The 24,790-nt window shown below is 68.3% G+C and carries 22 protein-coding genes; 8 read left to right on the top strand and 14 right to left on the bottom strand.

Going from position 1 to position 24,790, the window contains the following annotated elements:
* The first annotated feature begins 2 nt into the window (after window positions 1-2).
* The 6 genes from HWX55_RS04255 (at window position 3) to glmS (ending at window position 8,333) form a co-directional block, all read left to right on the top strand.
* A complete protein-coding gene (locus HWX55_RS04255) occupies window positions 3-998 on the top strand; it encodes a polymer-forming cytoskeletal protein (protein WP_175974231.1) in 996 nt (331 codons plus the stop codon).
* A 10-nt stretch (window positions 999-1,008) separates the two neighbouring features.
* Window positions 1,009-2,019 (top strand): YaiO family outer membrane beta-barrel protein, encoded by a 1,011-nt coding sequence (locus tag HWX55_RS04250; RefSeq protein ID WP_175974229.1) that lies wholly within the window; start codon window positions 1,009-1,011, stop codon window positions 2,017-2,019.
* 13 nt (window positions 2,020-2,032) lie between these two features.
* The gene (locus HWX55_RS04245; RefSeq protein ID WP_175974227.1) at window positions 2,033-2,803 is read left to right on the top strand and encodes a hypothetical protein; all 771 of its coding nucleotides are present in this window, start codon (window positions 2,033-2,035) and stop codon (window positions 2,801-2,803) included.
* Between the two features lie 334 nt (window positions 2,804-3,137).
* Complete coding sequence (locus HWX55_RS04240; protein WP_175974225.1) at window positions 3,138-5,285, top strand: hypothetical protein; 2,148 nt, start codon at window positions 3,138-3,140, stop codon at window positions 5,283-5,285.
* Window positions 5,286-5,377: 92 nt separating this feature from the next.
* Complete coding sequence (locus HWX55_RS04235) at window positions 5,378-6,466, top strand: hypothetical protein (protein WP_175974223.1); 1,089 nt, start codon at window positions 5,378-5,380, stop codon at window positions 6,464-6,466.
* A 49-nt stretch (window positions 6,467-6,515) separates the two neighbouring features.
* Window positions 6,516-8,333 (top strand): glutamine--fructose-6-phosphate transaminase (isomerizing), encoded by a 1,818-nt coding sequence (gene glmS / locus HWX55_RS04230; protein ID WP_175974220.1) that lies wholly within the window; start codon window positions 6,516-6,518, stop codon window positions 8,331-8,333.
* 173 nt (window positions 8,334-8,506) lie between these two features.
* Here the strand turns inward: glmS and HWX55_RS04225 are convergent, their stop codons facing one another.
* Window positions 8,507-8,866: an avidin/streptavidin family protein gene (locus HWX55_RS04225; protein WP_175974219.1), complete on the bottom strand. Its 360-nt coding sequence runs from the start codon at window positions 8,864-8,866 to the stop codon at window positions 8,507-8,509.
* A 610-nt stretch (window positions 8,867-9,476) separates the two neighbouring features.
* Between HWX55_RS04225 and HWX55_RS04220 the strand changes: the two genes are divergently transcribed.
* Together HWX55_RS04220 and HWX55_RS04215 are read left to right on the top strand one after the other, a co-directional pair.
* Complete coding sequence (locus tag HWX55_RS04220) at window positions 9,477-10,553, top strand: glycosyltransferase family 2 protein (RefSeq protein ID WP_175974217.1); 1,077 nt, start codon at window positions 9,477-9,479, stop codon at window positions 10,551-10,553.
* Window positions 10,554-10,659: 106 nt separating this feature from the next.
* On the top strand, window positions 10,660-11,847 hold the full coding sequence (locus HWX55_RS04215) for a glycosyltransferase family 87 protein (protein ID WP_175974728.1): 1,188 nt from the start codon (window positions 10,660-10,662) through the stop codon (window positions 11,845-11,847).
* On the opposite strand, the gene HWX55_RS04210 is transcribed toward HWX55_RS04215, so the two are convergent.
* The 13 genes from HWX55_RS04210 to HWX55_RS04150 form a co-directional block, all read right to left on the bottom strand.
* Complete coding sequence (locus HWX55_RS04210; RefSeq protein ID WP_175974215.1) at window positions 11,811-12,851, bottom strand: TadG family pilus assembly protein; 1,041 nt, start codon at window positions 12,849-12,851, stop codon at window positions 11,811-11,813. The genes HWX55_RS04215 and HWX55_RS04210 overlap by 37 nt on opposite strands.
* On the bottom strand, window positions 12,844-13,272 hold the full coding sequence (locus HWX55_RS04205) for a TadE family protein (protein WP_050013717.1): 429 nt from the start codon (window positions 13,270-13,272) through the stop codon (window positions 12,844-12,846). The genes HWX55_RS04210 and HWX55_RS04205 overlap by 8 nt, the downstream gene beginning before the upstream one ends.
* Complete coding sequence (locus HWX55_RS04200; RefSeq protein WP_175974213.1) at window positions 13,269-14,126, bottom strand: tetratricopeptide repeat protein; 858 nt, start codon at window positions 14,124-14,126, stop codon at window positions 13,269-13,271. The genes HWX55_RS04205 and HWX55_RS04200 overlap by 4 nt, the downstream gene beginning before the upstream one ends.
* On the bottom strand, window positions 14,123-15,067 hold the full coding sequence (locus HWX55_RS04195; protein ID WP_050013715.1) for a type II secretion system F family protein: 945 nt from the start codon (window positions 15,065-15,067) through the stop codon (window positions 14,123-14,125). Before HWX55_RS04195 ends, HWX55_RS04200 begins: the two co-directional genes overlap by 4 nt.
* On the bottom strand, window positions 15,064-16,041 hold the full coding sequence (locus HWX55_RS04190) for a type II secretion system F family protein (protein WP_175974211.1): 978 nt from the start codon (window positions 16,039-16,041) through the stop codon (window positions 15,064-15,066). The genes HWX55_RS04195 and HWX55_RS04190 overlap by 4 nt, the downstream gene beginning before the upstream one ends.
* Window positions 16,038-17,489, bottom strand: a complete 1,452-nt coding sequence (locus HWX55_RS04185; protein WP_175974209.1) for a CpaF family protein — start codon at window positions 17,487-17,489, stop codon at window positions 16,038-16,040. Before HWX55_RS04185 ends, HWX55_RS04190 begins: the two co-directional genes overlap by 4 nt.
* Window positions 17,486-18,709: an AAA family ATPase gene (locus HWX55_RS04180; protein ID WP_175974207.1), complete on the bottom strand. Its 1,224-nt coding sequence runs from the start codon at window positions 18,707-18,709 to the stop codon at window positions 17,486-17,488. Before HWX55_RS04180 ends, HWX55_RS04185 begins: the two co-directional genes overlap by 4 nt.
* Window positions 18,710-18,730: 21 nt before the next feature.
* On the bottom strand, window positions 18,731-19,114 hold the full coding sequence (locus HWX55_RS04175) for a CpaD family pilus assembly lipoprotein (protein ID WP_175974205.1): 384 nt from the start codon (window positions 19,112-19,114) through the stop codon (window positions 18,731-18,733).
* Between the two features lie 14 nt (window positions 19,115-19,128).
* On the bottom strand, window positions 19,129-20,511 hold the full coding sequence (locus tag HWX55_RS04170) for a type II and III secretion system protein family protein (RefSeq protein WP_175974203.1): 1,383 nt from the start codon (window positions 20,509-20,511) through the stop codon (window positions 19,129-19,131).
* A 71-nt stretch (window positions 20,512-20,582) separates the two neighbouring features.
* Window positions 20,583-21,614, bottom strand: a complete 1,032-nt coding sequence (gene cpaB, locus HWX55_RS04165) for a Flp pilus assembly protein CpaB (protein ID WP_175974201.1) — start codon at window positions 21,612-21,614, stop codon at window positions 20,583-20,585.
* A 17-nt stretch (window positions 21,615-21,631) separates the two neighbouring features.
* Window positions 21,632-22,114, bottom strand: a complete 483-nt coding sequence (locus HWX55_RS04160) for a prepilin peptidase (RefSeq protein WP_175974199.1) — start codon at window positions 22,112-22,114, stop codon at window positions 21,632-21,634.
* A gap of 89 nt (window positions 22,115-22,203) precedes the next feature.
* Window positions 22,204-22,386, bottom strand: a complete 183-nt coding sequence (locus tag HWX55_RS04155) for a Flp family type IVb pilin (protein ID WP_050013708.1) — start codon at window positions 22,384-22,386, stop codon at window positions 22,204-22,206.
* Window positions 22,387-22,942: 556 nt separating this feature from the next.
* The gene (locus tag HWX55_RS04150; RefSeq protein WP_244140483.1) at window positions 22,943-24,778 is read right to left on the bottom strand and encodes an EAL domain-containing protein; all 1,836 of its coding nucleotides are present in this window, start codon (window positions 24,776-24,778) and stop codon (window positions 22,943-22,945) included.
* Window positions 24,779-24,790 lie beyond the last annotated feature (12 nt).

The raw sequence follows: 24,790 nt of genomic DNA, 5'->3' as shown, positions 1-24,790 counted from the left end.
CGATGACGACCTTCAACGTGATGGTGCCGGTGGCCGGCGTGCTCACGCTGCCGTTCCTGCCGATGCTGCATGAACTGATCCGGCGCAGCGACGTCGCGGCGCTGCCGATCGGCGACGGGCCGTTCGTCGACCAGGCGCTGCTCGCCGCGCGCTGGCACGACGCGCTGCGCGCGCACGTGGCCGGCACGCCGCCGGCGGATCTATCGGGCGCGCCGCCGTGGCAAGCGCTCGGGCTCGCCGTCGAGCATGCGGATGCGATCCAGGTCGCACGCGACGCGCATCGCGACGACGTGCTCTACGCCGATCGTTCGATCACGCTCGACGACGGCGCGCGGGCCGCGTACGCGTTCGCCGACCAGCGCATCGACATCCATGCCGGCGCGACGATCGGCACGCTCGCGCATGCGCCGCTGATCGACGTCGACGATGCGGTGCTGCGCGGCGTCGTGGTCGGCGACACGGTGCGCCTGCGCGGCGCCGGCGGCTTCGCGTGCCTGTATGGCGAGCCGCTCGTCTTCGGCGCGGCGCCCGGCCCACGGCCCGCGGACACACCGGCCGCTCCGCGCCGCGCGATCACGCTCACCCGCCACTTCGCGTCGCTGCCGCACCGCTTCCTGCACGGTCGTTACCTGCTGCCGTGCGACGTTCGCCTGCCCGCGCACACGGTCGTGCAAGGCAACCTGATCGTCGAAGGGACGCTCGTCCTCGGCGAAGGCTGCGTGCTGCGCGGCAGCGTCAAGGCGCATCGCGTCGAACTCGAACGTCACGCATTGCTGCACGGCGCGGTATTCGCGCGCGACGACGTGTTGCTCGCCCACGCGAGCTGCATCGACGGCGTCGTGTCGGCCGGCGGCCTGTTGCGACTGACGGGTGCGCGCATCGGCGTCGCCGGTCATCCGGTCAGCGCGTGCGCGCGCGACGTATCGATCGTCAATCATGCCTGCGTGCATGGCGATCTCGTCGCGTGGCGCAGCGGCTGGTTCCACACATCCCGTTAAGGAGCGCCTCATGTCCGATCGCCCCAGCCATCGCGGCCCCCGCGTGCCGGTTGCCACCCTCGCGATGCTGTGCGGCGTCGCCTTCGGCGCGCCCGCGGCGCTGGCGGAGCAACCGGACGATGCCGCCGCCGCGCCCGCCGTGCAGCCGCCGCCCGCGACCGTCATCACGCCGCGGATGCGCGACGAATCGATGTTCGTGCGCGTGGACGCCGAAGGCCTGCCGGACGGCGTGCCGCTCGCCGAGTTCACGCCCGAGGATACGAACCGGCCGCCGCTGCCCGATGCGGTCGTCACCCATGTGCAGGCGCCGCAGGAATCGCACACCGAGCTGTCGCTCGGCTATTCGAGCGCACATCTGACGCACGGCTACGGCGACTGGTACGGCGTGCATTTGCGCGGCGTCTATCAGGACGGCAGCCGCACCGTGCTCGGCGAACTGGCGCAACTGCACCGCTTCGGCGAGAACACGCAGCTCGGCGCGCTGACCTACGTGCAGAACCTCGGCCCCGACTGGTTCGGCGGGATCGGCTTTTCCGGCACCACGTCAGGCACGATCCTGCCGAGTGCGCGCGTCGACGTATCGATCAACCGCAAGCTATTGTCCGATCGTTCGCTGGTCGTGTCGCTCGGCGCCGGCTACGCGTGGAACCGCAGCGGCCACCGCGACCAGCTCTATCACGCCGGCGTGATCTGGTACGCATTGCCGAAGTGGATTTTCGAGGCGGGCGCGAACTATACGGTCGATTCGCCCGGATCGGTGAAGGCGCCCGCCTACTACGGCGCCGTCACCTACGGCGAAGTCGGCAAGAGCGTGATCGTGCTGCGCGGCGGCGTCGGCCGCGAGGCGTATCAGGTCACCGGCTCGGGCTCGCAGATCGCGGATTTCCGCAGCCACGAGATCACCGCGAAATGGCGCTACTGGGTCACGCGCAAGTGGGGGACGCAACTCGAATTCGCGTACTACCACAACCCGTATTACTCACGAATCGGCGGCGAGCTCAGCGTCTTCTATCGCTGGTAAGCGGACGGGCGCCATGCAGACGCATCCCGTCCGTCCTCCCGTCGACCGTTCGCTGCGCACCCACGCGCACCCGCAGCGCTGGCTTTCGTCGATCGCGCTGCTGACGCCCGCGCTGTACGCGTCGCTGTGGTTCGGATTGCCGATGGCGTGGCGCTACTGGCGCGCGGTCATGGCGTGGGGCGCGCGCCAGATCGATCCGGCGCTTCACGTGATCGTGATCGGCTATCCGCCCGACGCACCGCGCGTGCCGCTGTTGTCGATCGACGTCGCGGCCCGCATGCCTGGCGGCACGCTGCTGGTCGCCACCGCCGCGCTCTGCACGATCGGCTTCGCCGCATCGTTCATCCGGCGCGCGCGCTGGCTGCCCGTTGCATATCTGTTACGTATCGCGAGCTTCACCCAGCTGCTGATTTGCGCGTACTTCTGGCTCGCGCCCGGCACGTTCCCGTACGTCCCGCAACTGCATCTGCGCGACATGTTCGTGCTGCACGGCGCGGCGATCGCGCTGATTCCGCTGGTCATGGCCGCGCTGTACTACCCGCTCGATTTTTCGCTGCCGCAAAAGGCCTTCGCGTCGCTGCTGGTGCTCGGCTACTTCGTGTTCGCGCTGCCGTTCGTGATGCTGCTGCACGCGACGATCGTCCATCACGGCTCGCTGCTGTTTTTGCCGTTCTGCTATTTCCTGCTCGGCGGCCCGCTGCTGATCGCCCTGCTGGTCACGCTCTATACCTACTGCGCGAGCTGGCCCGGCGCGCTGACGCGCGATCGCGATTCCGTCTGCTGATAGCGCGTCCCAACGCGCCGTATCAGCGATGAAACGAATCCGTCGGGTTTGCGACCGTGCCGCGCGACCGGCAGTGCAGGAAGCCAGCAGGACCGCGCCTCCTGCGCCAATGGCACGTTGTTCGCTTCTTTCCATGCGTCGCATCGAGTCCTCTCACCGGCGAAGGCAGCGCGGCGCACCGGCGCATTGGCGCCGTCGGACCGCCGTGACACACGCCGCTCGATACCCGACGAACCGGACAGCCGCAACACACCTACGGGGCTGGAATGCTCGATCTGGCGGCACGCGTATCCCGACTGCCGCACGCCCCCATTCCTTGAGCGAGGAGCACACCATGTTGGCAAAGTCAGGCAAGTTCTTGCGGATCCTGTTCGCGCTGTTCGCGCTCGCGTTCGCATTCAGTCCGGGCGGCGTTCAGGCGGCCACCAACCAGCTTCTGCTGTTGGTGCCCGATACGCTGACGCTGCCCGATTCGCGCGTATCCGCATGGCTCGACAGTGCCCAGGAAGAAGGGCTGCAGATCAAGGTGATGACCGACAGCCAGTTCATGGCGGCCGGCGCGACGCTGTCGCAGTATCCGGGCCTGATCCTGCCCGATCAGGTGCATACGACGGCCGCCGACGCGCTCGTGACCGCGATTCAGAACTACGCGCTGAACGGCGGCAAGGTGATGCTCGTCTACGATTTCGGCGTGCTGAATTCGGCCGGCTTCTACGTCAGCCCGAAATCGCGCTTCAGCAGCATGGCTGGCGTGGACTATGTGCTGTATGACCAATACGGCGGCAACATGATCGGTCTCGGCAATGTAACCGGCATGAGCAGCTGGCTGCGCACGCTCCAGGTGCCCCCCGGCAAGTCGATGGCGTGGACCACGACTTCGTCGACCGTCACGGCCGCCAGCGCGTTCGCTTCGACAAGCACGTCGGGCACGTCGGGCACGTCGACGAATTCGACGTCGGGCAGCGCACAGTTCCTGGCCGCGAGCCCGTCGAACCCCGGCGGTCTCGCCAACTACAACCACGGCGCATGGTTCCAGTACACGACGCCGTCCACCGGCAGCGGCGTGCTGAACCAGACGACCCCGAAGCTGACCGGCACCGTGACCGGCAAGCTGAAGAAGATCACGACGTATAGCGCCAATTCGCTGCTGAGCACGTCGACCGGCAAGACGGCCAACGCGCTCGCGTCGACGCTGGCCACCACCACCGACACGCTCGAAGGCATCTCCGGCTACGTGTACGGCTTCCTCAGCTATCCGAGCTTCGTCACGCAGGGGACGTACACCGGCACGACGATCCTGACCTCGCCGACGTTCGGGCTGGTGTCCGGCTACAACACGTACGGCAACGGCGGCGTGCTGTTCGTCAACCTGCCGCTCGCCTACCTCGACGGCCAGACCGACGGCATGCTGATTCACGGCTACCTGCATTATTTCGGCACGCAGATGCTGAACCTGCCGTCGCTGTCGCCGCTGCCGAAGGCGATGGCCGGGCTCGTGTTCAACTGGCACTTCTGCGCGGGCGACCAGATCCAGCCGGCGCTCTACCTGAAGAGCCTCGGCGTGTGGAACAACGGGCCGTTCTCGCTCGTGGTCACGGCCGGCCCCGATGAAGCGGCGTTCGGCGACGGTGGCGGCATCAATCTCGCCAACAACCCGTCCGCGCAGAATCTCCTCAAGTATTTCGTGAGCAAGGGCCATCGCGTCGGCAGCCACGGCGGTTGGATTCACGACTACTGGGGAGCGAATGCGAGTGAAACGAATGCGAGCACGTTCACGCAGTACCTGGTGATGAACCATCAGGCCGTCCAGGCGACGACGGCCTTGCCCGACGTCGAGTACGCGGCGCCGGAAGGCAACACGCCGACGTGGTCGGTCAACTGGCTCGAAAGCAACGGCTTCAACGGCTATTACTTCACCGGCCACACCGGCTCGGCGCCGACCCGCGCCTACCGCAACGGCGCGCTGCTGAACCCGGGCCTGTGGGCCTACCCGGTGATGCCGTTCGGCAAGTACGCGACGTTCGAGGAGTTCCAGCAGTACGCGGTGCCGACGAGCGACGTGAACAACTGGTATGCATCGCTGATGAACTTCGTCGTCGCGAACCGCACGAGCCGGCTGATCTACGCGCACCCGCTCGGCGCGTCGTCCTACACGTCGACGCTGTCCGCGATCTTCAATCAAGCCAACATGCTGAAGCTCACGGGTCAGTTCAAGTGGTACACGATGACCGACATCACGGTGTTCGACCGCGCACGCCTGAACGTCACGTGGTCGGCCACCGATACGGGCAGCGGCTGGGCGTTCGCCGCCAGCCACCCGACCAGCCTCGCGAACATGACGTGGCTGCTGCCGAAGAAGGCGTTCGCGCTGCCGTTGATCACGCAAGGCCTCGGTAGCGTCGTCATCACCGACTCGACGTACTGGCTCGTGACGGCGAACAGCGGGACCAGTCTCAAGTTCACCAGCGCCAAGCTGCACTGAGCCGCGACATCGACCCACCCGCCGGCGCGCGACGCGGCCAACGCCGCGCCCGGCGGATTTTGCGCAGGACCACCGCGCAGGAGCCCCCCATCATGAACCGGCCCGCGCTTTTCCCGGCCGCCCGCGCACGCGTGGCGGCCACCGCCCGGCTATGCCGCCTGTGGTGCATCGCCTGCTGTGTCGCCGCATGCGGCGTCGCACCGCATGCGGGCGCCGCCGAACTCCAGCTCAATGGGCTCTACCAACGCCCCGACGGAGCGATCACCGTGCGTCTGAACGGCGCCGGCATCGATCCGTATTTCGCGGCGAAAGCCCTGCTCGGCGCCACCGATGCGGGGCTCGACGCCCATCAGGCCGCGCTCGCATGGATCGCGTGGCTGTTGCCGCGCCAGCGTCCGGACGGCGGCTTCGATCGCTATTGCGTGAAGAGCGGCCAGTACAGTTCATGCGCCGAAGCCGACGCCGACGACGCGATGATGGCGACCTGGATCGAACTGCTCGCCCGCTTCGCGCCGCCCGACGGCATGCCCGCCGCATGGGAGCTCAGCCTGAATCGCGCCGGTGCGCATCTGGATACGCTGCTCAGCAAGCCCACGGGCGTCTATCAGATCTCGTCGACGCTGCACGTCGCGCTGCTGATGGACAACGTCGAGGTACACAGCGCGTTCCAGGCGCTCGCCGCGTATTACGTGCGGCGTGGCGACTCCACGCGCGCCGCCCCGTGGAGCCAGCGCGCCGACCGGCTCGCGTCCGCGATCCTGAAGGTGTTCTGGCGCGGCACGCAGTCGGGCTTTCGCCCAAGCACGCAGCGCATCAGCGACACGACCTTCTATCCGGCGAAAGTAGCGCAGATCTTTCCGCTCCTGTCGGGCATTCAGGTTCCGCAGCAATCGAACGATGTGTTCTACGCGCAGTGGATGCAGAAGTACGGCAAGACCTGGCTGCAACTGGCCAGCTCCGATTATCCGTGGGGCTTGATCGCACTGGTCGCATTCAAGATGAACGACCGGAACACGGTCGCGTGCTGGCATGCGCTATCGGGCCCGTACCGGCACGGCGCACACTGGAATGTCCTGGAGGAAGCGCTTTATCTGGCATTCGAAAGCCGGATGGCCGACCCGGTCGCGCCCGCGAAATGCGGCTTCACGACGGCGGCGACAACGGAGACCGCGTCACGCTGATCCACGCGTGCGCACGGTCCGGGGGAATCTACAGGGAAGGAGACGTGTCATGTGTGGCATCGTCGGCGCGGTCGCGCAACGGGACATCGTCCCGATTCTGATCGAAGGTTTGCGCCGCCTTGAATATCGCGGCTACGATTCATGCGGCGTGGCGACGGTCGTCAACGGCCAGGCACGCCGCGAGCGCAGCATGTCGCGCGTCGCCGATCTCGACGCGCACGTGCGCAGCGCCGGCCTGGCCGGCAGCACCGGCATCGCGCACACGCGCTGGGCCACCCACGGCGCGCCGGCGACCTGCAACGCGCATCCGATCTTCTCGCGCGACGAAATCGCACTCGTGCACAACGGCATCATCGAGAACCACGAAACGTTGCGCAAGCAACTATCCGAAGAACACTACGAGTTCGACGGCCAGACCGACACCGAGGTGGTCGCGCACCTGATCCACAGCAAGTATCGCGGCGACCTGCTCGCCGCCGTCCGCGACGCGACCTCGCAGTTGCACGGCGCGTATGCGATCGCGGTGTTCAGCAAGCGCGAGCCGCAGCGGCTGATCGGCGCGCGGGCCGGCTCGCCGCTCGTCGTCGGCGTGAAGGACGGCGAATGCTTTCTCGCGTCCGACGCGCTCGCGCTCGCCGGCATCACCGACCGCTTCATCTTTCTCGAGGAAGGCGACATCGTCGAACTGACGCCGGGCGGCGTGCGGGTGCTCGATCGCAGCGGCACGCCGATCGAACGCGCGATACAAACCATTCCGTCCGTGCAGGGCGTGGTCGAGCTCGGGCCGTACCGGCATTTCATGCAGAAGGAAATTTTCGAGCAACCGCAGGCCGTGGCCGCGACGATCCCCGATGCCGGACTGTTCGATCCGGCCGTATTCGGCCCCGACGCGCCGCGCGCGTTCGAGCAGATCGACAACGTGCTGATCCTCGCATGCGGCACGAGCCACTACGCGGGCCTGACTGCCCGCCGCTGGCTCGAGACGATCGCGCGCCTCCCCGCGCAGGTCGAGATCGCGAGCGAATACCGCTACAGCGACGCGCTCGCGATGCCGAATACGCTGGTGGTCAGCGTGTCGCAATCCGGCGAGACCGCCGACACGCTCGCCGCGCTCAAGTACGCGCAGGCGCTCGGCCACATCGACACGCTGGCGATCTGCAACGTGCCGACCAGCGCGATGATGCGCCAGACCGGCCTGCGCTTCCTGACGCGGGCCGGCCCGGAAATCGGCGTCGCGTCGACCAAGGCGTTCACGACGCAGCTCGCCGCGCTGTTCATTCTCGCCGTCACGCTCGGGCGGCTGCGCGGCTACGTCGACGATGCGCAACTCGCGCGCTATACGACACAGTTGCGGCGGCTGCCTGGCGCGCTCGAAGACGTGCTGGGGCTGGAGCCGCAGATCGAGCGCTGGGCGGCGGAATTCTCGCAGCATGAAAACGCGCTGTTTCTCGGGCGCGGGCTGCACTACCCGATCGCGCTCGAGGGCGCGTTGAAGCTGAAGGAGATTTCGTATATCCACGCGGAAGCGTATCCGGCCGGCGAGCTGAAACACGGGCCGCTGGCGCTCGTCACGCATACGATGCCCGTCGCGACGATCGCGCCGAACGATGCGCTGCTCGAAAAGCTCAAGTCGAACATGCAGGAAGTGCGCGCGCGCGGCGGCCAGCTTTACGTGTTCGCGGACGCCGATACGCGGATCGACAACGGCGAAGGCGTGTCGGTGCTGCGCATGCCCGATTACTACGGGTTGTTGTCGCCGATTCTGCACGTCGTGCCGTTGCAGTTGCTCGCGTATCACGCGGCGTGCTTGCGGGGTGCGGATATCGACAAGCCGAGGAACCTGGCGAAATCGGTGACGGTCGAGTGAGGGTTGGCGTGACGAGGGGCTGGCCCGCGGAGGTCGCCTGGCGATCAAACGGGCCCGCCGTACACGATTCGAGCAGGGACGATTGACGCTTTCAACGGGAACGGCCCTCGGTTGCCCGGACATCCCGCTGACCGGCCCGCCCTTCTGCCCCGAATCATCCACTTCCGGGTACGTTAATCGGCGACTCTGTCGAATGTATCCGCATTGGTCTGAACGGCGTGTGCCCAGCCGAACTCCGATGATCGTGAGCCTTGCCGTGGCGCCTTGCTGGTCACCACATGCCATACGGTCTGCAGCTTGCCTTCACGCAGCATGCCGGTGAAAGAACAGATCGCCGACACCAGGTCGTTCGACATGCCGAAAGCGAAGTTGATGCAATCGCCATACCCGACGCCGGAGACGGGCAGATCATGACCAAAGAACGCGCTGTCCCGCAACGCCGTGCTGAATACGCCACGGATGACGCCATTCTTGTCATCCGCGATGGTCAGTGTAGAACCATATTGATTACGCCACGTGCCAATCCAGTTCATAACGCACCTCCTGAGCCCCGGACACTTGATCGCCTGCCAGGCGGCCGCGCGTGCTTGTCGTTCTTCTTCCGGCGGCAAAATGGGCGCTCGAGCCAGCGCCGTGCATAGGCGAGCGCCGTTGTGACGAGTGAAGCCCGATGCGAATCGAGCAATAGCAAAAAATTGCTGGCGCCCGCGATCCGGCATGACCACGGAAAGTATAGATGGTCGTCAGACGATATGAAGGGCTGCATGTCGCGATCCGGGCAGCTCGTACGCTCTTGTTCCCTACCTTATTCGCCGTAACATCGCGCACGGCGCGAAGTCGTCGCCTCGGTCGCCGCGGCGACTTCGCGAGCTGTCGCGAACCTTCTTCTGCGCTGAGCGTCATGGGTCATTCCGAAGAAAATTCGATACCAGGTTGATCGCAAAAGCACGATGTCGCATGCACCGTCAAAAATCGTGCTTGAATCTTCAAGTTCTTCGTACGATATTTGAACCGCACAGCGTGCTCGTGGGCAAACGAGCAGCCCGGAACCGAATTCGCGCCGGCCCAGGCCCGACCCGTGCAGCAAACGACAACTGGAACCATACGGTGCAGCGCAGGCCAGATCTCTCGGGAGACCGCAGGATGTCCACGCAAGCCAGGAAGCCGTTGATATCGCTCGTCGTGCCGTTTCACGACGAAGAAGAAACGATCGACGCGTTCTTTGCCGAAACGCTGCCCGTTCTCGAGTCGGTCGCGTCGGTACGCTTCGAGATCGTCTGCGTCAACGACGGCAGCCGCGATCGCACGCTGGACCGGCTGCGCTCGGTCGCCGCCGGCGACCCGCGCGTGCACGTCCTGGACCTCACACGCCGCTTCGGCAAGGAAGCGGCGCTCACCGCGGGCCTCGACGAAGCGGCCGGCGCGGCCGTGATCCTGATCGACGCCGACCTGCAGGACCCGCCCGCGCTGATTCCCGCGATGCTCGAACGCTGGCGCGCGGGCGCCGAGGTCGTCGCCGCGAAGCGCACCGACCGCCGGTGCGACCCGCTGATGCAGCGGGTGGCCGCCGCGCTCTACTACCGCGTGCACAACCGGCTCTCCGAAGTCGAGATGCCGGAGAACGTCGGCGACTTCCGGCTGATGGACCGCGAGGTCGTCGACGCGCTGCGTGCGTTGCCGGAACGGCGGCGCTTCATGAAAGGGCTGTTCGCGTGGGTCGGCTACCGGACCGAGATCGTCGAATACACGCGTGCGGCGCGTAGCGGCGGCCGCTCGAAATTCTCCGGATGGCGGCGCTGGAATTTCGCGCTCGAGGGCATCACGAGCTTCAGCACGGTGCCGCTGCGCGTGTGGACCTATGTCGGCCTCACGTTCGCGATGCTGTCGCTCGCGTATGGCGCGTTCATCGTCGCGCGCACGCTGCTGTACGGCAATCCGGTGCACGGCTACCCGTCGCTGATTTCCGTCGTGCTGTTCGTCGGCGGCATCCAGCTGATCGGCATCGGCGTGATCGGCGAATACCTCGGCCGGATCTATCACGAATCGAAGCAACGCCCCGTCTATCTGGTGAGGCGGCACTACCGTGCCGAGCGCGATGCGGCCGCGCGACCGGCATCGAAGCTGCTGCAGTTTCCGCTCAAGCGTGCGCACGCGGCGCGCCGCCGGGCCGCAACGCCGGCCGCCGCGAGCATCACCGCCCGCAAGACGTCGTTCAAGTAGCACCGGGCCGCGTCAATTGGACATCCTCCGGCAATCGACCCGCCCGGCCGAGCGGCCGGTCGTCGCATGGCTCACGTCGCGACGCGTCGTCCTGTACAGCGCGCTGATGCTGGTGTCGTACGCGGTGTTCATGGCGATCTGGACGGCGGTCGCGCGTCACGCGTCCGTCACCGGCGGCGTGATGCCGCGGCCCGGCGCCGACTTCTCGGTGTTCTGGTCCGCGTCGTACGTCATGCTGCACGGCGCGCCGGCGCACGCGTACGATTTTTCCGCCTTCTCGCGGCTGACGACCGCGCTGTTCCCGCACCTTCCGCGCGATGTCTTCGCGCCGTGGCTGTACCCGCCCACCTATCTGCTGCTCGTGACGCCGCTGGCGCTGCTGCCGTTCGCGCTCGGGTATCCGCTGTTCGTCGCGTTCGGCGTGTCGATGCTCGGCCTCGCCGCGTGGCGCGTATCCGGCCTCCGCGCGATTCCCGGCGCATCGCGCGCCGGCGCCTTCGCGCTGATCGCCGCGCCGTGCGTGTTCGTCACCGCGACGCTCGGGCAGAACGCGTGCCTGACCGCATCGTGCGCGGCGCTCGCCGTTCATTGGGCCGACCGGCGACCGCTGTGGGCCGGCCTCTGCATCGCGCTGCTGTCGGTCAAGCCGCAGATGGCACTGCTGTTCCCGTTCGTGCTGGTCGCCGTGCGCGCATGGCGCACGATCATGTGGGCCGCGCTCGCGACCGGCGCATTCGTCGCATCGAGCGTGCTCGTCTGCGGCGTCGGGTCACTGCGCCTGTTCGTCGCGAGCGCCAGCCTCGTCCGCTCGATCATCCTCGAGCATGGCGTCGTGTTCTGGCTCGCGTCGCCGACGCCGTTCGCGGCGTTCCGCCTCGCGGGCGTGCCGCTCGACGCCGCGTATGTCGCCCATGCCGGCATCGCGGCGATCGCGCTCGCCGCGGCCTGCGTCGTCTGGACGCAATCGCGCGACACCCGCGTGCGCGCGGCCGTACTGGCGGTCGCGACGCTCGTGGCGAACCCGTACGTGTGGCACTACGAGCTCTCGTGGCTCGCGATCGCGATCGCCTGCATGCTGTCGATCGGCTGGCGCGACGGCTGGCTGCGCGGCGAACAGGCGGCGATCGCGCTGATGTGGGCACTGCCGATCGCCGAATACCTGAACCCGTGGCTGCAGTTGCCGCAGATCGGCCCGGCCGTGACGCTCTTCGCGCTATTGATGCTGCTGCGCCGCGCGCGGCACGACTCGCGCAACGCTCACAGCGCAAGCCGTGGCGGCACGTACACGCCGTAATACGGCCCGACGCCGGTCGCGACGCCGGTCATCTTGACGCCGGCGACGAAGTGCCCCTGGATGTACTTGTAGGTGCCGCCCAGCGACACGTCGATGCGGAACGCGGCGAACGCGACGATCGGCACGGAGGTGCTGCTCGACGTCTGCGTGACGACCGGCAGCACGACCGTCGTGCCGACCGGCACCGACGTGTAGAGCGTCGCCTTCACGCCGGTCGCGAGATTGATGCTGTCGCCGATATTGAGCGTGGTCGGGTTGCCGGTCACCATCAGGCCGCCCATCGTCGTCGTGTCGGTCGCGGTCGACTGGAACGACGTCCACTGGCCGCCCATGCACAGCGCGCCATACGTCTGGCCGTTCGTGATCGAAAACTCGTACGGCAAGCCCGTCAGCGGATTGATCAGCGGCTGGTTGGTCTGCGCGTTCCAGTACTGGTTGTACACGCACTGGTCGATCGCGATCGGAAAGAGCCCGCCCGCCGCGACGCCGCCCGGCGCGGCGAGCACCGCGATCGCGGTCGCGCCGCCGGACGCACCGGGGATGCCGAGCAGCCCGCCGAGCAGCAGCGGGATCGATCCGCCATTGATGCCCGGCGCGCGCGACACGGTCACCTGCACGGCCGGCACGTCGTAGGGGCCCGGCGTGATCGTCGTCGGCTGCATCGACGCCGGCGTGCGCGTCACGTTCCAGTAGCCGGTCGTCACCGTGCCGGTCGCCAGCGGTGCGCCCGCCGCCGAGTTCAGCGCGATCACGCCGTTCGCCGCCGGCGCGGCCTGCGACCAGTTCAGCGGCCCGCCGGTCGGCGACATCATCGCATCGGCCGCCGCGAGCGCGGCCGCGTCCGCGGCATTCTGCAGCTGGTTGCGCACCGTGGCGATCCATGCGATGTCGATCGCCAGCGCGCCGAACGACAGCAGCGGAATCAGGAACATCAGGAAGAACAGCGCGACGGAGCCGCGTTCGCGCGCCGTGCCGCCGGATGGCTTGCCGGCCGCGTCATTCATAGAGCATCACCGAGCTGGCCGTGAGCGTCACCGGGCCGGTCAGCGCGCTGAATGCCGAACCGAGCACCATCCCGGAATACGTGTAGGTCACCGTGACCGTCAGCGCGGTGCCCGCCGTCGTGCCGTTCGCCTGCGTCACGGTCACGGTCGGCGTCGTCGGCGTGCCGCCGGTGATCAGGCTGTTCTGCGTATAGCTCAACGCGACGTTGGCGATCTGCGTCGGGGTCAGCATCGGCACGCGCAGCACGACGCCGGCGCGCGCGGCTTCGCGGCTCGCGTTCGTGATCACGGCCTTGTCGCACAGCAGCAGGCTCACGTCGATGATGCCGATCAGCACCATCAGCAGGAACGGCAGCATCAAGACGAACTCGAGGGATACGACGCCGCGCGCGTGGCGGCCGCGCATCGCCGCGCGTGTCATTTTGCGGCCCCCGCGGCGGACGGCACCGCATGCGGCTCGAGCGCGGCGCCCTTCAACGGCCGCGCTGCATCGGCGACCGGGCGCGCCGCGAGCTGCGCACGCACCGCCTGGTACACGCGCAGATTGTCGGCCACCGCCGACGCCGGCAGATCCGCGGACAGCAGCTTCTTCGCCGAATCGGTGTTGCCGAGCACGCCGTACGCGAACGCGAGATTCTGGCGCGCCTGCCACGGCGCATCGGGCAGCCCGGCCACGTCGAGCAGCACGTTCACGCCCTCGCGCGGACGATTGCTCAGCACGAGCGACAGCCCGAGGTCGACGCGCAGCCCCTGCGCGTCGGGATGGGCGCGGAGCGCGTCCCGGTACACGGCCTGCGCGTCCTCGTGGCGGCCCTGCAGGTCGAGCACCGTGCCGAGCCCTTCCGCCGCAAGCGGAAGGTTCGGCTGGGCGGCGAGCAAGTCGCGATAGCGGCTGGCGGCCTCGTCGAGCCGCCGCTGCCGCAACGCGACGCGCGCGAGCCCGACCTGCGGCCCGAGTTCCGCGGGCGCCTGCTGCCGCGCCTGCTCGTAGAGCACGCGTGCGCGCTCCAGATCGCCGGCGCGGTAGTTGACGTCGGCGAGCCCCAGTTGCGCCGCGAGCGAGTCGGGATGCCGGGCGAGCACCTTGCCGTACAGCGTCGACGCGAGATCGACGTTGCCGCCGACCAGCGCGCTGTCGGCAATGCGCAATTCGGCCTGCGGGTCGTCGCTCTTGTGCGACAGCGCCGGCCGCGTCTGGATGCCCGGCGCGCAGCCGCCGGCCAGCAGCGGCAGCACGGCCGCGAATGCGAACGCGCGTCGCGCGGAGCCTTTCATTTGAACACCTCGAGCAGACGAATGGCCGCCGGGCCTGCCGCGATCAGCCCGACCGTCGGCAGGATGAACAGCATCATCGGCAGCGTGATCTTCGGCGCGAGCTTCGCGGCCTGTTCCTCGAGCGCGACGATCTGCTCGGTGCGCTCGCTGCGCGACAGCGTTCGCAGCGCCTGCGTGATCGGCGTGCCGAACCGCTGCGATTGCGTGAGCGTCGTGGCGAGCGAGCGCGCCGACGGGAAATCGACGCGGAGCGCGAAATGCGCGAGCGCTTCGGATACGTTGCCGCTCAGCGTCAGCTCGTCCGCGCATACGGTCAACTCGTCGGCGAGCGGCGGGCAGATGCGCTCGAGTTCGCGTGCGACGCGCCGCACGCCCGACACGAGGCTGTTGCCGGCCATCGTGCAGATCACGAGCAGGTCGAGCGCATCCGGAAAGCATGCGGCGATGATGCGCCGGCGCCGCCGGATCATCGCGCCGAGCACGTATTCCGGCACGATCACGCCGATCACGAACGCCGCGATCATCGCGACCGCCCGGATCACGAAATATTCGCCGAAACGCGGAATATACGGGCTGAACACGATCGCGACGCCGGCAAACAGCACGCCGCAGCTGAGCTTGATGCCGATCATCGACGACACCGCGCGCCGTTCGCGAAAACCCGCGCGCGTCAGTTGCAGCCCGAGCTTCACGCGCTGCATCGGATCGAGCACGGGCAGCCGCTCGCCGAGCTGCGCGAGCCGTCGCGTCAGATCCTGACGCACGTCGCCCGGCTGCAAACGCCCGCCTCCCAGCGACGGCGGCCGCTGCCCGGCGGCCTGCTGCACGCGCACGGCAATCCGCTTGCGCGTGCCGCCGCCCGGCGTCGCGAGCGCCGCCGCGACGCACGCGATCAGCAGCAACAGTTCGAGGCCGCGGGCGGCCAGCATCGACATCGTCATCGCGCGGTATCCAGTTTCGAAATCTTGTGAATCGCCAGCAGGCCGATGGTCAGCAGCCCCGCCGCGATCGTCAGCATCACGCGGCCGGCATGCGTGTCGAACAACAGCATCACGTACGCGCGGTTCACGAGGAACAGCGCGCCGATCATCACGAACGGCACCGCCGAGATGATCTTCGTCGTGATCCGCCCTTCGGCCGTCAGCGCGCGTGTCTTCAGGCGGATGTCGCGGCGCGTGCGGATGATGCTCGACAGCTCGTCGAGCGTCTCGCCGAGGCTGCCGCCGGTCTCGCGCTGCAGCAGCAGGTAGACGGTGAAGAACGAGAAGTCCGCGATCATCAGCCGGTCCGCCGCGTGCGTCAGCACGTCCTTCAGATCCGCGCCGACGCGCAGGCTGTCGCCCATCGTGCGGAAGGTCGAGCGCACCGGCTCGGCCGCGCTGTCGCCGACCGTGCTGATCGCCTGCGTGACCGGAATGCCCGCGCGCACCGCCCGCACGATCAGGTCGATCGCGTCGGGGAACGCCTCCAGAAAGCGCAGCCGGAAACGCTCGACCAGCATGCGGTAGCTCGCGCGCATCGCAATCAGCGGCAGTCCGACATAGATCGCCGGATGCACGACGCTCGGCAGCGCGACGAGCTTCACCGCGACGATCCCGGCGATCGCGCCGGCGATCGTGCTCGCGACGACGATCCGCAGCCCGCGCTCGCCGCCGACGGCGCGCACGCGCGTCACGTAGCGCTGCATCCACGCACGTACGCGGGTTTGCCGGCGCGGCAGGTTGAACAGCGCGACACCGGACCCGGCGGCCTCGCCGGCGTCCCGGCCCGCGAGCGCGGGCGCAAGGCGCTGCAGCCGCGCGCGAATGCGCTGCTCCGGCGTATGGCGCGCACGCTCGAGCAACGCGGACAGCCCGAGGCCCATCGCGAGGATCGCGACGAACGCGCCGAGCGTGAAGAGATCGGCAGCCCTCATTGCCGGAATACCTCGGAAAGCGCGTCCTCGACGCCGTAGTACGCGGCGCGCGGCGCGAACGCGGGCCGCAGCGACGACGCCTCGAACACGCCCTTCACCGCGTCGCGCGTCGTGTCGCCTTCCTGGCGGAACGCGAACAGGTCCTGCGTGATTACCACCTCGCCTTCCATCCCGACGATCTCGGTGATCCGCGTCACGCGGCGCACGCCATCGCGCATCCGCTCGACCTGCACGAACAGGTGCACGGCGCTCGCGATCTGACGCCGGATCGACAGCAGCTGCAGGTTCGCATTCGCCATCATGACCATGCTTTCGAGCCGGCTGATCGCGTCGCGCGGCGAGTTCGCGTGGATCGTCGTCATCGAGCCGTCGTGGCCCGTGTTCATCGCCTGCAGCACGTCGAACGCCTCCGCGCCGCGGATTTCGCCGAGGATGATGCGGTCCGGCCGCATCCGCAGCGCGTTGCGCACGAGATCGCGCTGCGAGATGCCGCCGAGCCCTTCCGTATTGTCCGGGCGGGTCTCGAGGCTCACCACGTGCGGCTGCAGCAGTTGCAGCTCGGCCGCGTCCTCGATCGTCACGATCCGCTCGTGCTCCTCGATGTGCTGCGACAGCGCGTTGAGCAGCGTCGTCTTGCCCGACCCGGTGCCGCCCGAGATCACGATGTTCAGCCGGCATGCGCACGCGATCTTCAGGACCTGAAGCATCCCGTGCGAGATGTTGCCCTGATGCGCCATCCGCGCGAGCGTGATGTCGCGCTTCGCGAACTTGCGGATCGAGATCGACGCGCCGCGCATCGCGATCGGCGGCAGCACCACGTTCACGCGGCTGCCGTCGGCGAGCCGCGCATCGACCATCGGGCTGCTCTCGTCGACGCGGCGTCCGACCGCCGCCGCGATCCGCTGCGCGACGCTCGTCACGTGCGCGTTATCGCGAAACTTCAGCGGCGTGAGCTCGAGCCGGCCCGCGCGCTCGACGTATACCTGGTCGGGGCCGTTGACGAGGATGTCGGACACGCTGTCGTCGGCGAGCAGCGGCTCGATCGGCCCGACGCCGAACATGTCGTTCAGGATCGCGTCGACGATCAGCACCTGCTCGCCCGCGGTGATCTTCAGGCGCTCGCGCTCGACCGTGTGCGCGGCCACCTGCTCGATGCCCGCGCGCACTTCGTCGCGCGTCTTCATCAGCGCGGCCGACATGTTCATCGACGCGAACACCGCGGTGCGGATCGCGTCGAACTTGCCGGAACGGATGAGGGCCTCCTGCGTATCGGCCGTCGCCGCCGCGCGCGCGGCCGCGGATGCGGCGGATGCGGACGTGGACAGCGACGCCGGCACCGGGCTCGCGGCCGGCGCGGGCGCCGGCGCGGGCGCGTCGTCGCGCGGCGCGGCACGGGAGCCCGCCGGCGCGGGGTCCGGCGTCCGCCGCTTGCGGGTACCGAACGTCACGATCCCTTCCTCCATTTGACGAAGCGCGCATACCACGGCTCGGCGACGGCCATCGATTCGCCGGTGATGCCGTTCGCGAGCAGCCGGATCTCGTCGAGGAAGCCGCGCCGTTTCGCGCCTTCGATCGGCTCGCCGAGGTTCTCGGCGATCGCGAGCGACTGCGCGTCGTGCGGCAGCTCGCGCAGCCGCACACCGCCGAACGCGTCCTCGAAATCGGACTGCGCGACGCGCCCCTTGACCGGCTCGAGCGGATTGTTCAGCACCATCGACAGCAACCGTTCGCCCGGCATTTCCTTCACGAAGCGCGCCAGCCGCGCGGCTTCGTACGCGGCGTGCACCGACCGGTCGGCGACGATATAGACGAGATCGGACGCCGTCAGCGCATCCTCGAACAGCTTGCCGGCACGCACGCCCACGTCGAACAGCACGTAATGGAAGCGGTCCTTCAGCATGTCGACGAGCTGCGCGATCGCATCGTCGCGCAGCAGCGCATCCTCGCCGTACGCGAGTTCGGCCGACAGCACGTGCAGGCGGTCGCCCTTCGTGACGAACATGCGGTCGAACAGCGCGTCGTCGGGGCGCAGTTCCATGTTCAGCAATTCGATCAGCCCGTTGTTGCTCGACAGCCCGAGCATCGAATTCGCGCCGCCGCCGTGCAGGTTCAGGTCGACGTAGGCGACGCGTCGCCGCTTCTCCCCCGCCAGGCAGCGCGCGAGGCTGACCGCGATCGTCGTCGTGCCGACGCCGCCGCGCGCGCCGACGAAGCTGACGATCTTGCCGGTGCGCACCTGCACGACCGCCTCGGTCGTGGTCAGCGCGCGCCGCATCAGCTCGACGGTCAGCGGCTTCACGATGTAGTCCTGCACGCCGATGCCGAGCAGGTTGCGGAACAGCCCGACGTCGTTCTGCGTGCCGATCACGACGACCCGCACCGACGGATCGCACACATCCGCGAGCCGCATCAGGTCCGACACCGGCAGCACCGAATCCGACACGTCGACGATCAGCTGGCGCGGCGAGCGCTCGTGCTGCTGCAGCAGCCGGATCGCGTCGTCGCAGTTGCCCGGCTGCACGTGGGCGCGCGCGATCGACAGGTCCTGCGCGACGCGGCGGATCACATCCTCGCTGCCGGCGTCGGACACGACCGCGATGAGGTCCGCCGCACCGGCTGCGGCGGCGTGCTTGGCGTTCTGGCGGTCGAGGACGTTCATGGGCGGCATCGCGATCGCATCGGAAGGGGGTCAATGGCCGGGCGAGCCGGTCGTCGTCAGCGTCTTGCCCGGCGTGGGCTGCTTCACGCGATCCTCGACGTAGCGGCGCACCGCGTCGGCCGCGACCTGCGCGTCGGCGCCGCCGTACGGCACGGGCGCGACGAGGTCTTCCGGCCGCGCGAGCATCGTCGCGAGATTCGTGTAGGTCGCGCAGCCGAACGGCACGCCGGGCCGCCCGAAGCCAGCGTCGACGAGATGCGACGGCTGCATCAGCTTCGCGCAGTCGGGCGGCACCGCACGCACGCCGTCGAAGCCGATCGCGCGCGCATCGGGCAGGTTGATCGGCGGCGGCGTCGACAGGCAGGCCGCGAGCGCCAACGGCAACGGCGCGGTGAACAGGGTTCGAAGTCGCATGCGTGCTCCTCCGGTCAGTACACGAAGCCCGCGGCGCCGACGAGACGCGGCGTGTCGCCGGTCAGCAGGTCGAGCCCGAGATTGCGCTGGATCGCGAACTCGAGGTCGCTGCTCGGCCGCGCGACGGTGTCGAGCGCCTGCTCGAGCTGGCCGGGCCCGGTCGGCTGCACGATGTACGGCGTCACGATCACGACGACCTCGGTCTTGTTGTCCTGGAAGTTCTTCGACGAAAACAGCCGGCCGATGATCGGCAGCCGGCCGAGCCCCGGGATCTGCGACACGGTATTGGCCGTCTGGCTCTGCAGCAGCCCGCCGATCGCGAAGCTCTGCCCGCTCGATAGCTCGACCGTCGTCTCCACGCGCCGCACGGAGAGCCCCGGCACCGTGACGCCGCCGGTCGTCACGCTGTTGTTCGGATCGACCTCGCTCACCTCCGGGCGCACCTTCAGGCTGATCCGGTTGTCGGCGAGCACGGTCGGCGTGAAGTCGAGCGACACGCCGAACGGCTTGAACTCGACCGTGATCGCGCCGGTCGTGTTGCCGGCCTGCGCGACCGGAATCGGGATCTCGCCGCCCGCGAGGAAGCTCGCGGTCTGACCGGACATCGCGGTGAGGTTCGGCTCCGCGAGCATCGTGATCAGCCCTTCCTGATCGAGCGCGTCGAGCACGACGTCGATCGACCAGCGCCCCGTATGGAAGCCCCCCACCACCGAATACGCGCCGGTCGGCGACAGGTTGAACAGCCGGTTCGTCGAATCGAACAGCGTGCGCCCGTTGAACAGCCCGCCGATGAAGTTGCCGGCCGCGCCGAGCGAACTCCAGTTGATGCCGAGCTGCTGCGTGATGTTGCGGCTCACTTCCGTCACGCGCACGCGCAGGTTCACCTGGATCGGGCGCGACAGCGTGAGCCGGTTGACGATCTTTTCCTTGTCGCTCACATACGGCGCGAGCGACTGCATCACGGCGTCCGCGTCGGCCGCGCTCGGCACCTTGCCCGACACCATCAGCGAGCCCGGCGCGCCGGACACCGACAGCTTCAATTGCGGAAAGCGGCCGTCGAGCACCGTCTGCAGCGACGCGGTGTCGACCTGCACGATCACGGTCCGGCGCAGGATCGGCCGATGATTCGCGCCGAGCGCGATCAGCGTGGTCGTGCCGGCCTTCTTGCCGAACACGAACACGGTGCGCGGCGACGGCACCTGGATGTCGGCGATGCCCGGGTCCGCGACGAACATCGCGGTCGCCGGTTCCGGCAGCGACAGCATCTCGCCCTTGCCGGTCGCGATCGACAACGCCGCGCCGGCGTCCGCCGCCTGCGCGCGCTGCGCGAGCGCGGCCCCCGGCGCGACGAGCGCGGCCACGCACCAGAAAGCGATCCAACGAACCATGCGCACCATCCGTGTTCCCGTCAAATGCCGGCCGCCGGGAGGCCGGTTCCGAATCGACACCTCGACACCTCGTCCTCGCGTCACTGCGCGACCGCCGCCCGCGGCACTTGCGCCGTCGCGTCGGTGGCCGCATTGCCCACCGCGGGCGCAGCCGGTGCAACCGGCGTGCCCGGCCAGCCGGACGGCAGCGGCGGAATGCCCGGCATGCCGACGCCCCCGCCGCCGCTGCCACGCGAGCCGTCGTCCACCGACGAACCGCGATAGATCACGACCGTGTTGCCCTGCGGTGCCGGCCGCATGCCCGGGTCGGTCTTCGCGGACGGCGAGCGCGTCGCGTCGCGGAACGCGCGCGATACGTCGCCGGCCCACACCGGCGGCGTATCGGGCTCCTGTTCGTCGCCGCCCGCGGCCTGGCGGCGGTCGCTCGTCGCAAAGCTGCGCAGCGCGAGCGACAGCGACCCGAGGCGCGTCGCGACCAGCACGACCTGCGCGGTGCGCGGCGCGACCTCGAGCGTGACCGTGCGGGCGCGCACCGGCGCGTCGGGCGCGCTCGCGGCCGTCCTCGCACGCTGGAATTCCGAGCCGACCGCGAGCACGCGCGCGCGGCGCACGACCGTCTCGGCTTCGAACGTGCCGGGCGTCGTCGCGGAACCGCCGATCTGCTGCGTGAGCACGACGTCGACGAAGTCGCCCGGCTGGATCAGCCCCGCGTTGCCCGACACGTCGTCGACCGGCACCGAGATCGCGCGCATGCCGGGTTGCAGCGCGGCCGCGAGAAAATCCGGCGCGCCGGCCGGGATCACGTTGTCCGCGCGAATCGGCGCACCGGCGTCCACGCGGTTGCGCAGCAGCGCGCCCTTGAGGTCCGCGCCCGGCTGCGACTCGACGAAGGCGCCGGCCGGCACCTGCGCGCGCGGCATGCGCTTCCACGCGAGATCGTTGTCGCGCAGCAGCAGCCCTTCGGGCAGGTCGGCCGCCGCGACGCGCACGTCGACGTCGCTCGCCGCGCCGGGCGCCGGCGGCGTCGACGCGGCGACATAGAGCTGGCGCAGGAGGAACGCACCGATGGCGGCAGCGATGATCAGCACGGCCATTCTCAGGGGTTTGGGCATGGCGGCGTGCGTCCCCGCTAGGTGAGCGAAACCGCGTGAGGAAATGGCGCCCAGACGGCCAGTGCGCCGCCGAGCGCGAGCGCGATGCCGTACGGCACGCCACGCGTGTCGATCGCGGGTGCCGGCGCGATGCGGCGACGCTGCCACGCCACAGCCGCGAGCATCGCGACGCCGCATGCGACGCCGCTCGCCCCGACGATCGTCAACACCGGGAACGCGAGCGCCGGGCCGGCCCACAGGAACACGGCCGCCGCCAGCTTCACGTCGCCGCCGCCGATCCAGCCGGCGTGACGCAGTCCGGCGAACAGCAGCAGCATCGCCGCGGCGGTCGCGACGTGCGCGGCGAGTTGCGCGAGCCCTTCGCGCGCGAGCGCGGCCGCGACGAAATACAGCATCGCGAACGCGAGCACCGCACGGTTCGACAGGCGCCGCGCGCGCACGTCCTGCAGCGCGAGCGACATCAGCACGAGCGTCGCCGCCGACTGTACGAGATGGAGCATCGGAGAGCCGTCCGTCGGCGCGCCCCGGCTGGATACGTCGTACCGCTGAGGATCCGTGTATCCGTCGGCGGCGCGCGGGTTCAGGGGGATCAGATCAGCGCCGTGACCTTGTTGATCAGCGACGTGAACACGGCCGGCAGACCGCCGGTGTTGCTGCTCAGGATCACCCCGACCGCAGCCAGCGCGACGACGACGATGCCGGCGAGGACCGCGTATTCGAGCGAGCTGACGCCGCGTTCATCGCGCAGCAGGGATTTGACGTAGTGCAGCATGACAACCTCCGTGTGACGGGGTCGTTGATCGACCGTTGAATGTAAAGACGCGGCGTTGCTTCGGTGGCGTTCACTGCGTTTCGCCCATTCATGACTCATGCGGCAGGCCTGGCAACGGGCCGTTCGCATCCCCCGGAATCCCTTCGATCGCTGCAACGCGAGTTCGGCGGCAATGGAATCCTCCATTACCCACGCTCGCTTGTCGCCCGCCCCGCATCGGCATGATGCGGATCCAGTCGTTCGTCTAGGGTATAGACAATTTTTTTGGCGTTTTCAAATAATTTAGCGTCGAAATGTATTTATGAAAAAGCCTGTTCACACGTGAATCGAGATCCCGGCAGTCGGCGTATTATCGCGCCTCCGCATTATGTGGTCGCTAGCTACGTTAATAGTCTTACGGCGTCGGCCGGAATGATTTTCCGAATCGCGCACAATTTACGCATTTGTTCCATTTTCGATTGCCGGGCAGTCCTCTTTATTGCCCGGGTATCGAATTCCGATAGCCGCCCCCGGCGTCGCGCGAAACGCGTTCCGCGAGCGCGTCGGCGCGTTCCGGTCAACGGCGATCGCGCGGCTCCGCCCCGCCGAGCGAGCGCAGCGGCGACGGGCGGATGCCGAGGCGGGCCACGCCGAGATCCGCCCCGCTCATCGACGTGTGCTCGAACCGCTGGAACGACTCGGTGATGTGCTTGCGCAGCAGCGCGACATCCCATGGCTTGATCAGCACCTTCTGAACGGACCCGTTGCCGGACGCGTCCGGGATCGACGCGCCGTCGCCGTAGCTGGACAGCAGGATGCGCACGATGTCCGGGTACAGCGCCTTCACACGCTGCAGCAAGTCGAGCCCGGACACGCTCGGCATCCGGAAATCCGACACGATCACGCCGACGCGATGCTGCGCGAGCAGGTCGAGCGCCTCGTCGGGATCGGTGGTGGCGAGGATCTCGTAGCCGTCGCGGCCGAGCGCCTGCCTGAGCATCTGCAGGACCGCGCGGTCGTCGTCCACCAGCAGCAGCGTACGGTGCAGCAGTTCGCGCTGCCGGCAGTGCTCGGGCAACTCCGAGCCGGCGGACAACATGTCGGCGATCTCGTCGCCGGTGACCGGATGGCTGAAGTAGTAGCCCTGCATCGCATGGCAGCGATGCCGGTTCAGGAACGACAGCTGGGCCTCCGTCTCCACGCCCTCGGCCACGGTTTCCATGTGCAGCGACTCGGCCATCGCGATGATCGAGCGCGTCAACGACGCACCTTCCGCGCTGGTGGTGACGTCGCTGAGGAACGAACGATCGATCTTGACGACGTCGATCGGCAAGTCCTTCAGGTACGACAGGCTCGAATAGCCGGTGCCGAAATCGTCCAGCGACAGCACGACGCCGAGCGCCTTCAGTTCGCGCAGCGTATGTGCGATCGCATGGGAGTCCTCCATCAGCACGCTTTCGGTCAGCTCCAGTTCGAGCGAGTCGGGCTCGAGACCGGTTTCCGCGAGCGCCGTGCGCACCATGTCGGCCACGTCCTGCTGCCGGAACTGGCGCGCGGACAGGTTGACGGCAATCCGGATCGGCGGATGCCCTTCCCGGCGCCACGCGACGGCCTGCGCGCACGCGGTGCGCAACACCCATTCTCCGATCGGCAGAATCAGCCCGGTTTCTTCGGCGATCGGGATGAAACGGTCGGGCGGAATCACGCCGATTCCCGGACGTCGCCAGCGAATCAGCGCTTCGACGCCGCTGATCTGACCGGTCTTGAGATCGACCTTCGGCTGGTAGTACAGCTCGAGTTCGCCGTTCGAGACCGCCTGATGCAGCGCGTTTTCGAGGATGGTCTGCTCTTCGACGCGCGCGCCCAGTTCACGCGTATAGAAGCTGTAGCAATTGCGCCCGTGTTCCTTCGCGCAATACAGCGCGGCGTCGGCCGTCTTCAGCAGCGTCTCCGCGTCGGTGCCGTCGGTCGGGTAAAGGCTGACGCCGACGCTGGTCGTCACGTGCAGGTCGTGGCCGTCGAGCACGAACGGCGCAAGGAAGGTGTCCAGGATCTTGCGGGCGATCGCGTCCGCGTCCGACGCCGTCGCGAGGTTGACCAGCATCACGACGAACTCGTCGCCGCCGAGCCGCGCGACCGTGTCGCCGTCGCGCACCGAACTCTTCAGGCGCGCGGCGACGACCCGCAGCAGCCCGTCGCCGGCCGAGTGACCGAAGCTGTCGTTGATGTGCTTGAAGCGGTCCAGGTCGAGCACCATCACCGCGATCAACTGCCCGGTGCGCCGCGCCTGCGACATCGCCTGCTCCATCCGGTCGCCGAGCAGGTTGCGGTTCGGCAGGCCGGTCAGCGCGTCGTGATTGGCGAGGTATTCGATCCGCCCCTGCTGCATCTTGCGTTCGGTGATGTCCTGCACGATGCCGCGCAG

The organism is Burkholderia sp. BCC1047 (assembly GCF_902833155.1).
Classification (GTDB): Bacteria; Pseudomonadota; Gammaproteobacteria; order Burkholderiales; family Burkholderiaceae; genus Burkholderia; species Burkholderia sola.
This window is presented reverse-complemented; position numbering and strand designations above follow the sequence as displayed.

Excerpts from the sequence above, each read along its gene's own strand:
- HWX55_RS04255 (WP_175974231.1), top strand. The coding sequence starts at position 3 with ATGACGACCTTCAACGTGATGGTGCCGGTGGCCGGCGTGCTCACGCTG.
- HWX55_RS04250 (WP_175974229.1), top strand. The coding sequence starts at position 1,009 with ATGTCCGATCGCCCCAGCCATCGCGGCCCCCGCGTGCCGGTTGCCACC.
- HWX55_RS04245 (WP_175974227.1), top strand. The coding sequence starts at position 2,033 with ATGCAGACGCATCCCGTCCGTCCTCCCGTCGACCGTTCGCTGCGCACC.
- HWX55_RS04240 (WP_175974225.1), top strand. The coding sequence starts at position 3,138 with ATGTTGGCAAAGTCAGGCAAGTTCTTGCGGATCCTGTTCGCGCTGTTC.
- HWX55_RS04235 (WP_175974223.1), top strand. The coding sequence starts at position 5,378 with ATGAACCGGCCCGCGCTTTTCCCGGCCGCCCGCGCACGCGTGGCGGCC.
- glmS (WP_175974220.1), top strand. The coding sequence starts at position 6,516 with ATGTGTGGCATCGTCGGCGCGGTCGCGCAACGGGACATCGTCCCGATT.
- HWX55_RS04225 (WP_175974219.1), bottom strand. The coding sequence starts at position 8,866 with ATGAACTGGATTGGCACGTGGCGTAATCAATATGGTTCTACACTGACC.
- HWX55_RS04220 (WP_175974217.1), top strand. The coding sequence starts at position 9,477 with ATGTCCACGCAAGCCAGGAAGCCGTTGATATCGCTCGTCGTGCCGTTT.
- HWX55_RS04215 (WP_175974728.1), top strand. The coding sequence starts at position 10,660 with ATGCTGGTGTCGTACGCGGTGTTCATGGCGATCTGGACGGCGGTCGCG.
- HWX55_RS04210 (WP_175974215.1), bottom strand. The coding sequence starts at position 12,851 with ATGAATGACGCGGCCGGCAAGCCATCCGGCGGCACGGCGCGCGAACGC.
- HWX55_RS04205 (WP_050013717.1), bottom strand. The coding sequence starts at position 13,272 with ATGACACGCGCGGCGATGCGCGGCCGCCACGCGCGCGGCGTCGTATCC.
- HWX55_RS04200 (WP_175974213.1), bottom strand. The coding sequence starts at position 14,126 with ATGAAAGGCTCCGCGCGACGCGCGTTCGCATTCGCGGCCGTGCTGCCG.
- HWX55_RS04195 (WP_050013715.1), bottom strand. The coding sequence starts at position 15,067 with ATGACGATGTCGATGCTGGCCGCCCGCGGCCTCGAACTGTTGCTGCTG.
- HWX55_RS04190 (WP_175974211.1), bottom strand. The coding sequence starts at position 16,041 with ATGAGGGCTGCCGATCTCTTCACGCTCGGCGCGTTCGTCGCGATCCTC.
- HWX55_RS04180 (WP_175974207.1), bottom strand. The coding sequence starts at position 18,709 with ATGCCGCCCATGAACGTCCTCGACCGCCAGAACGCCAAGCACGCCGCC.
- HWX55_RS04175 (WP_175974205.1), bottom strand. The coding sequence starts at position 19,114 with ATGCGACTTCGAACCCTGTTCACCGCGCCGTTGCCGTTGGCGCTCGCG.
- HWX55_RS04170 (WP_175974203.1), bottom strand. The coding sequence starts at position 20,511 with ATGGTGCGCATGGTTCGTTGGATCGCTTTCTGGTGCGTGGCCGCGCTC.
- cpaB (WP_175974201.1), bottom strand. The coding sequence starts at position 21,614 with ATGCCCAAACCCCTGAGAATGGCCGTGCTGATCATCGCTGCCGCCATC.
- HWX55_RS04160 (WP_175974199.1), bottom strand. The coding sequence starts at position 22,114 with ATGCTCCATCTCGTACAGTCGGCGGCGACGCTCGTGCTGATGTCGCTC.
- HWX55_RS04155 (WP_050013708.1), bottom strand. The coding sequence starts at position 22,386 with ATGCTGCACTACGTCAAATCCCTGCTGCGCGATGAACGCGGCGTCAGC.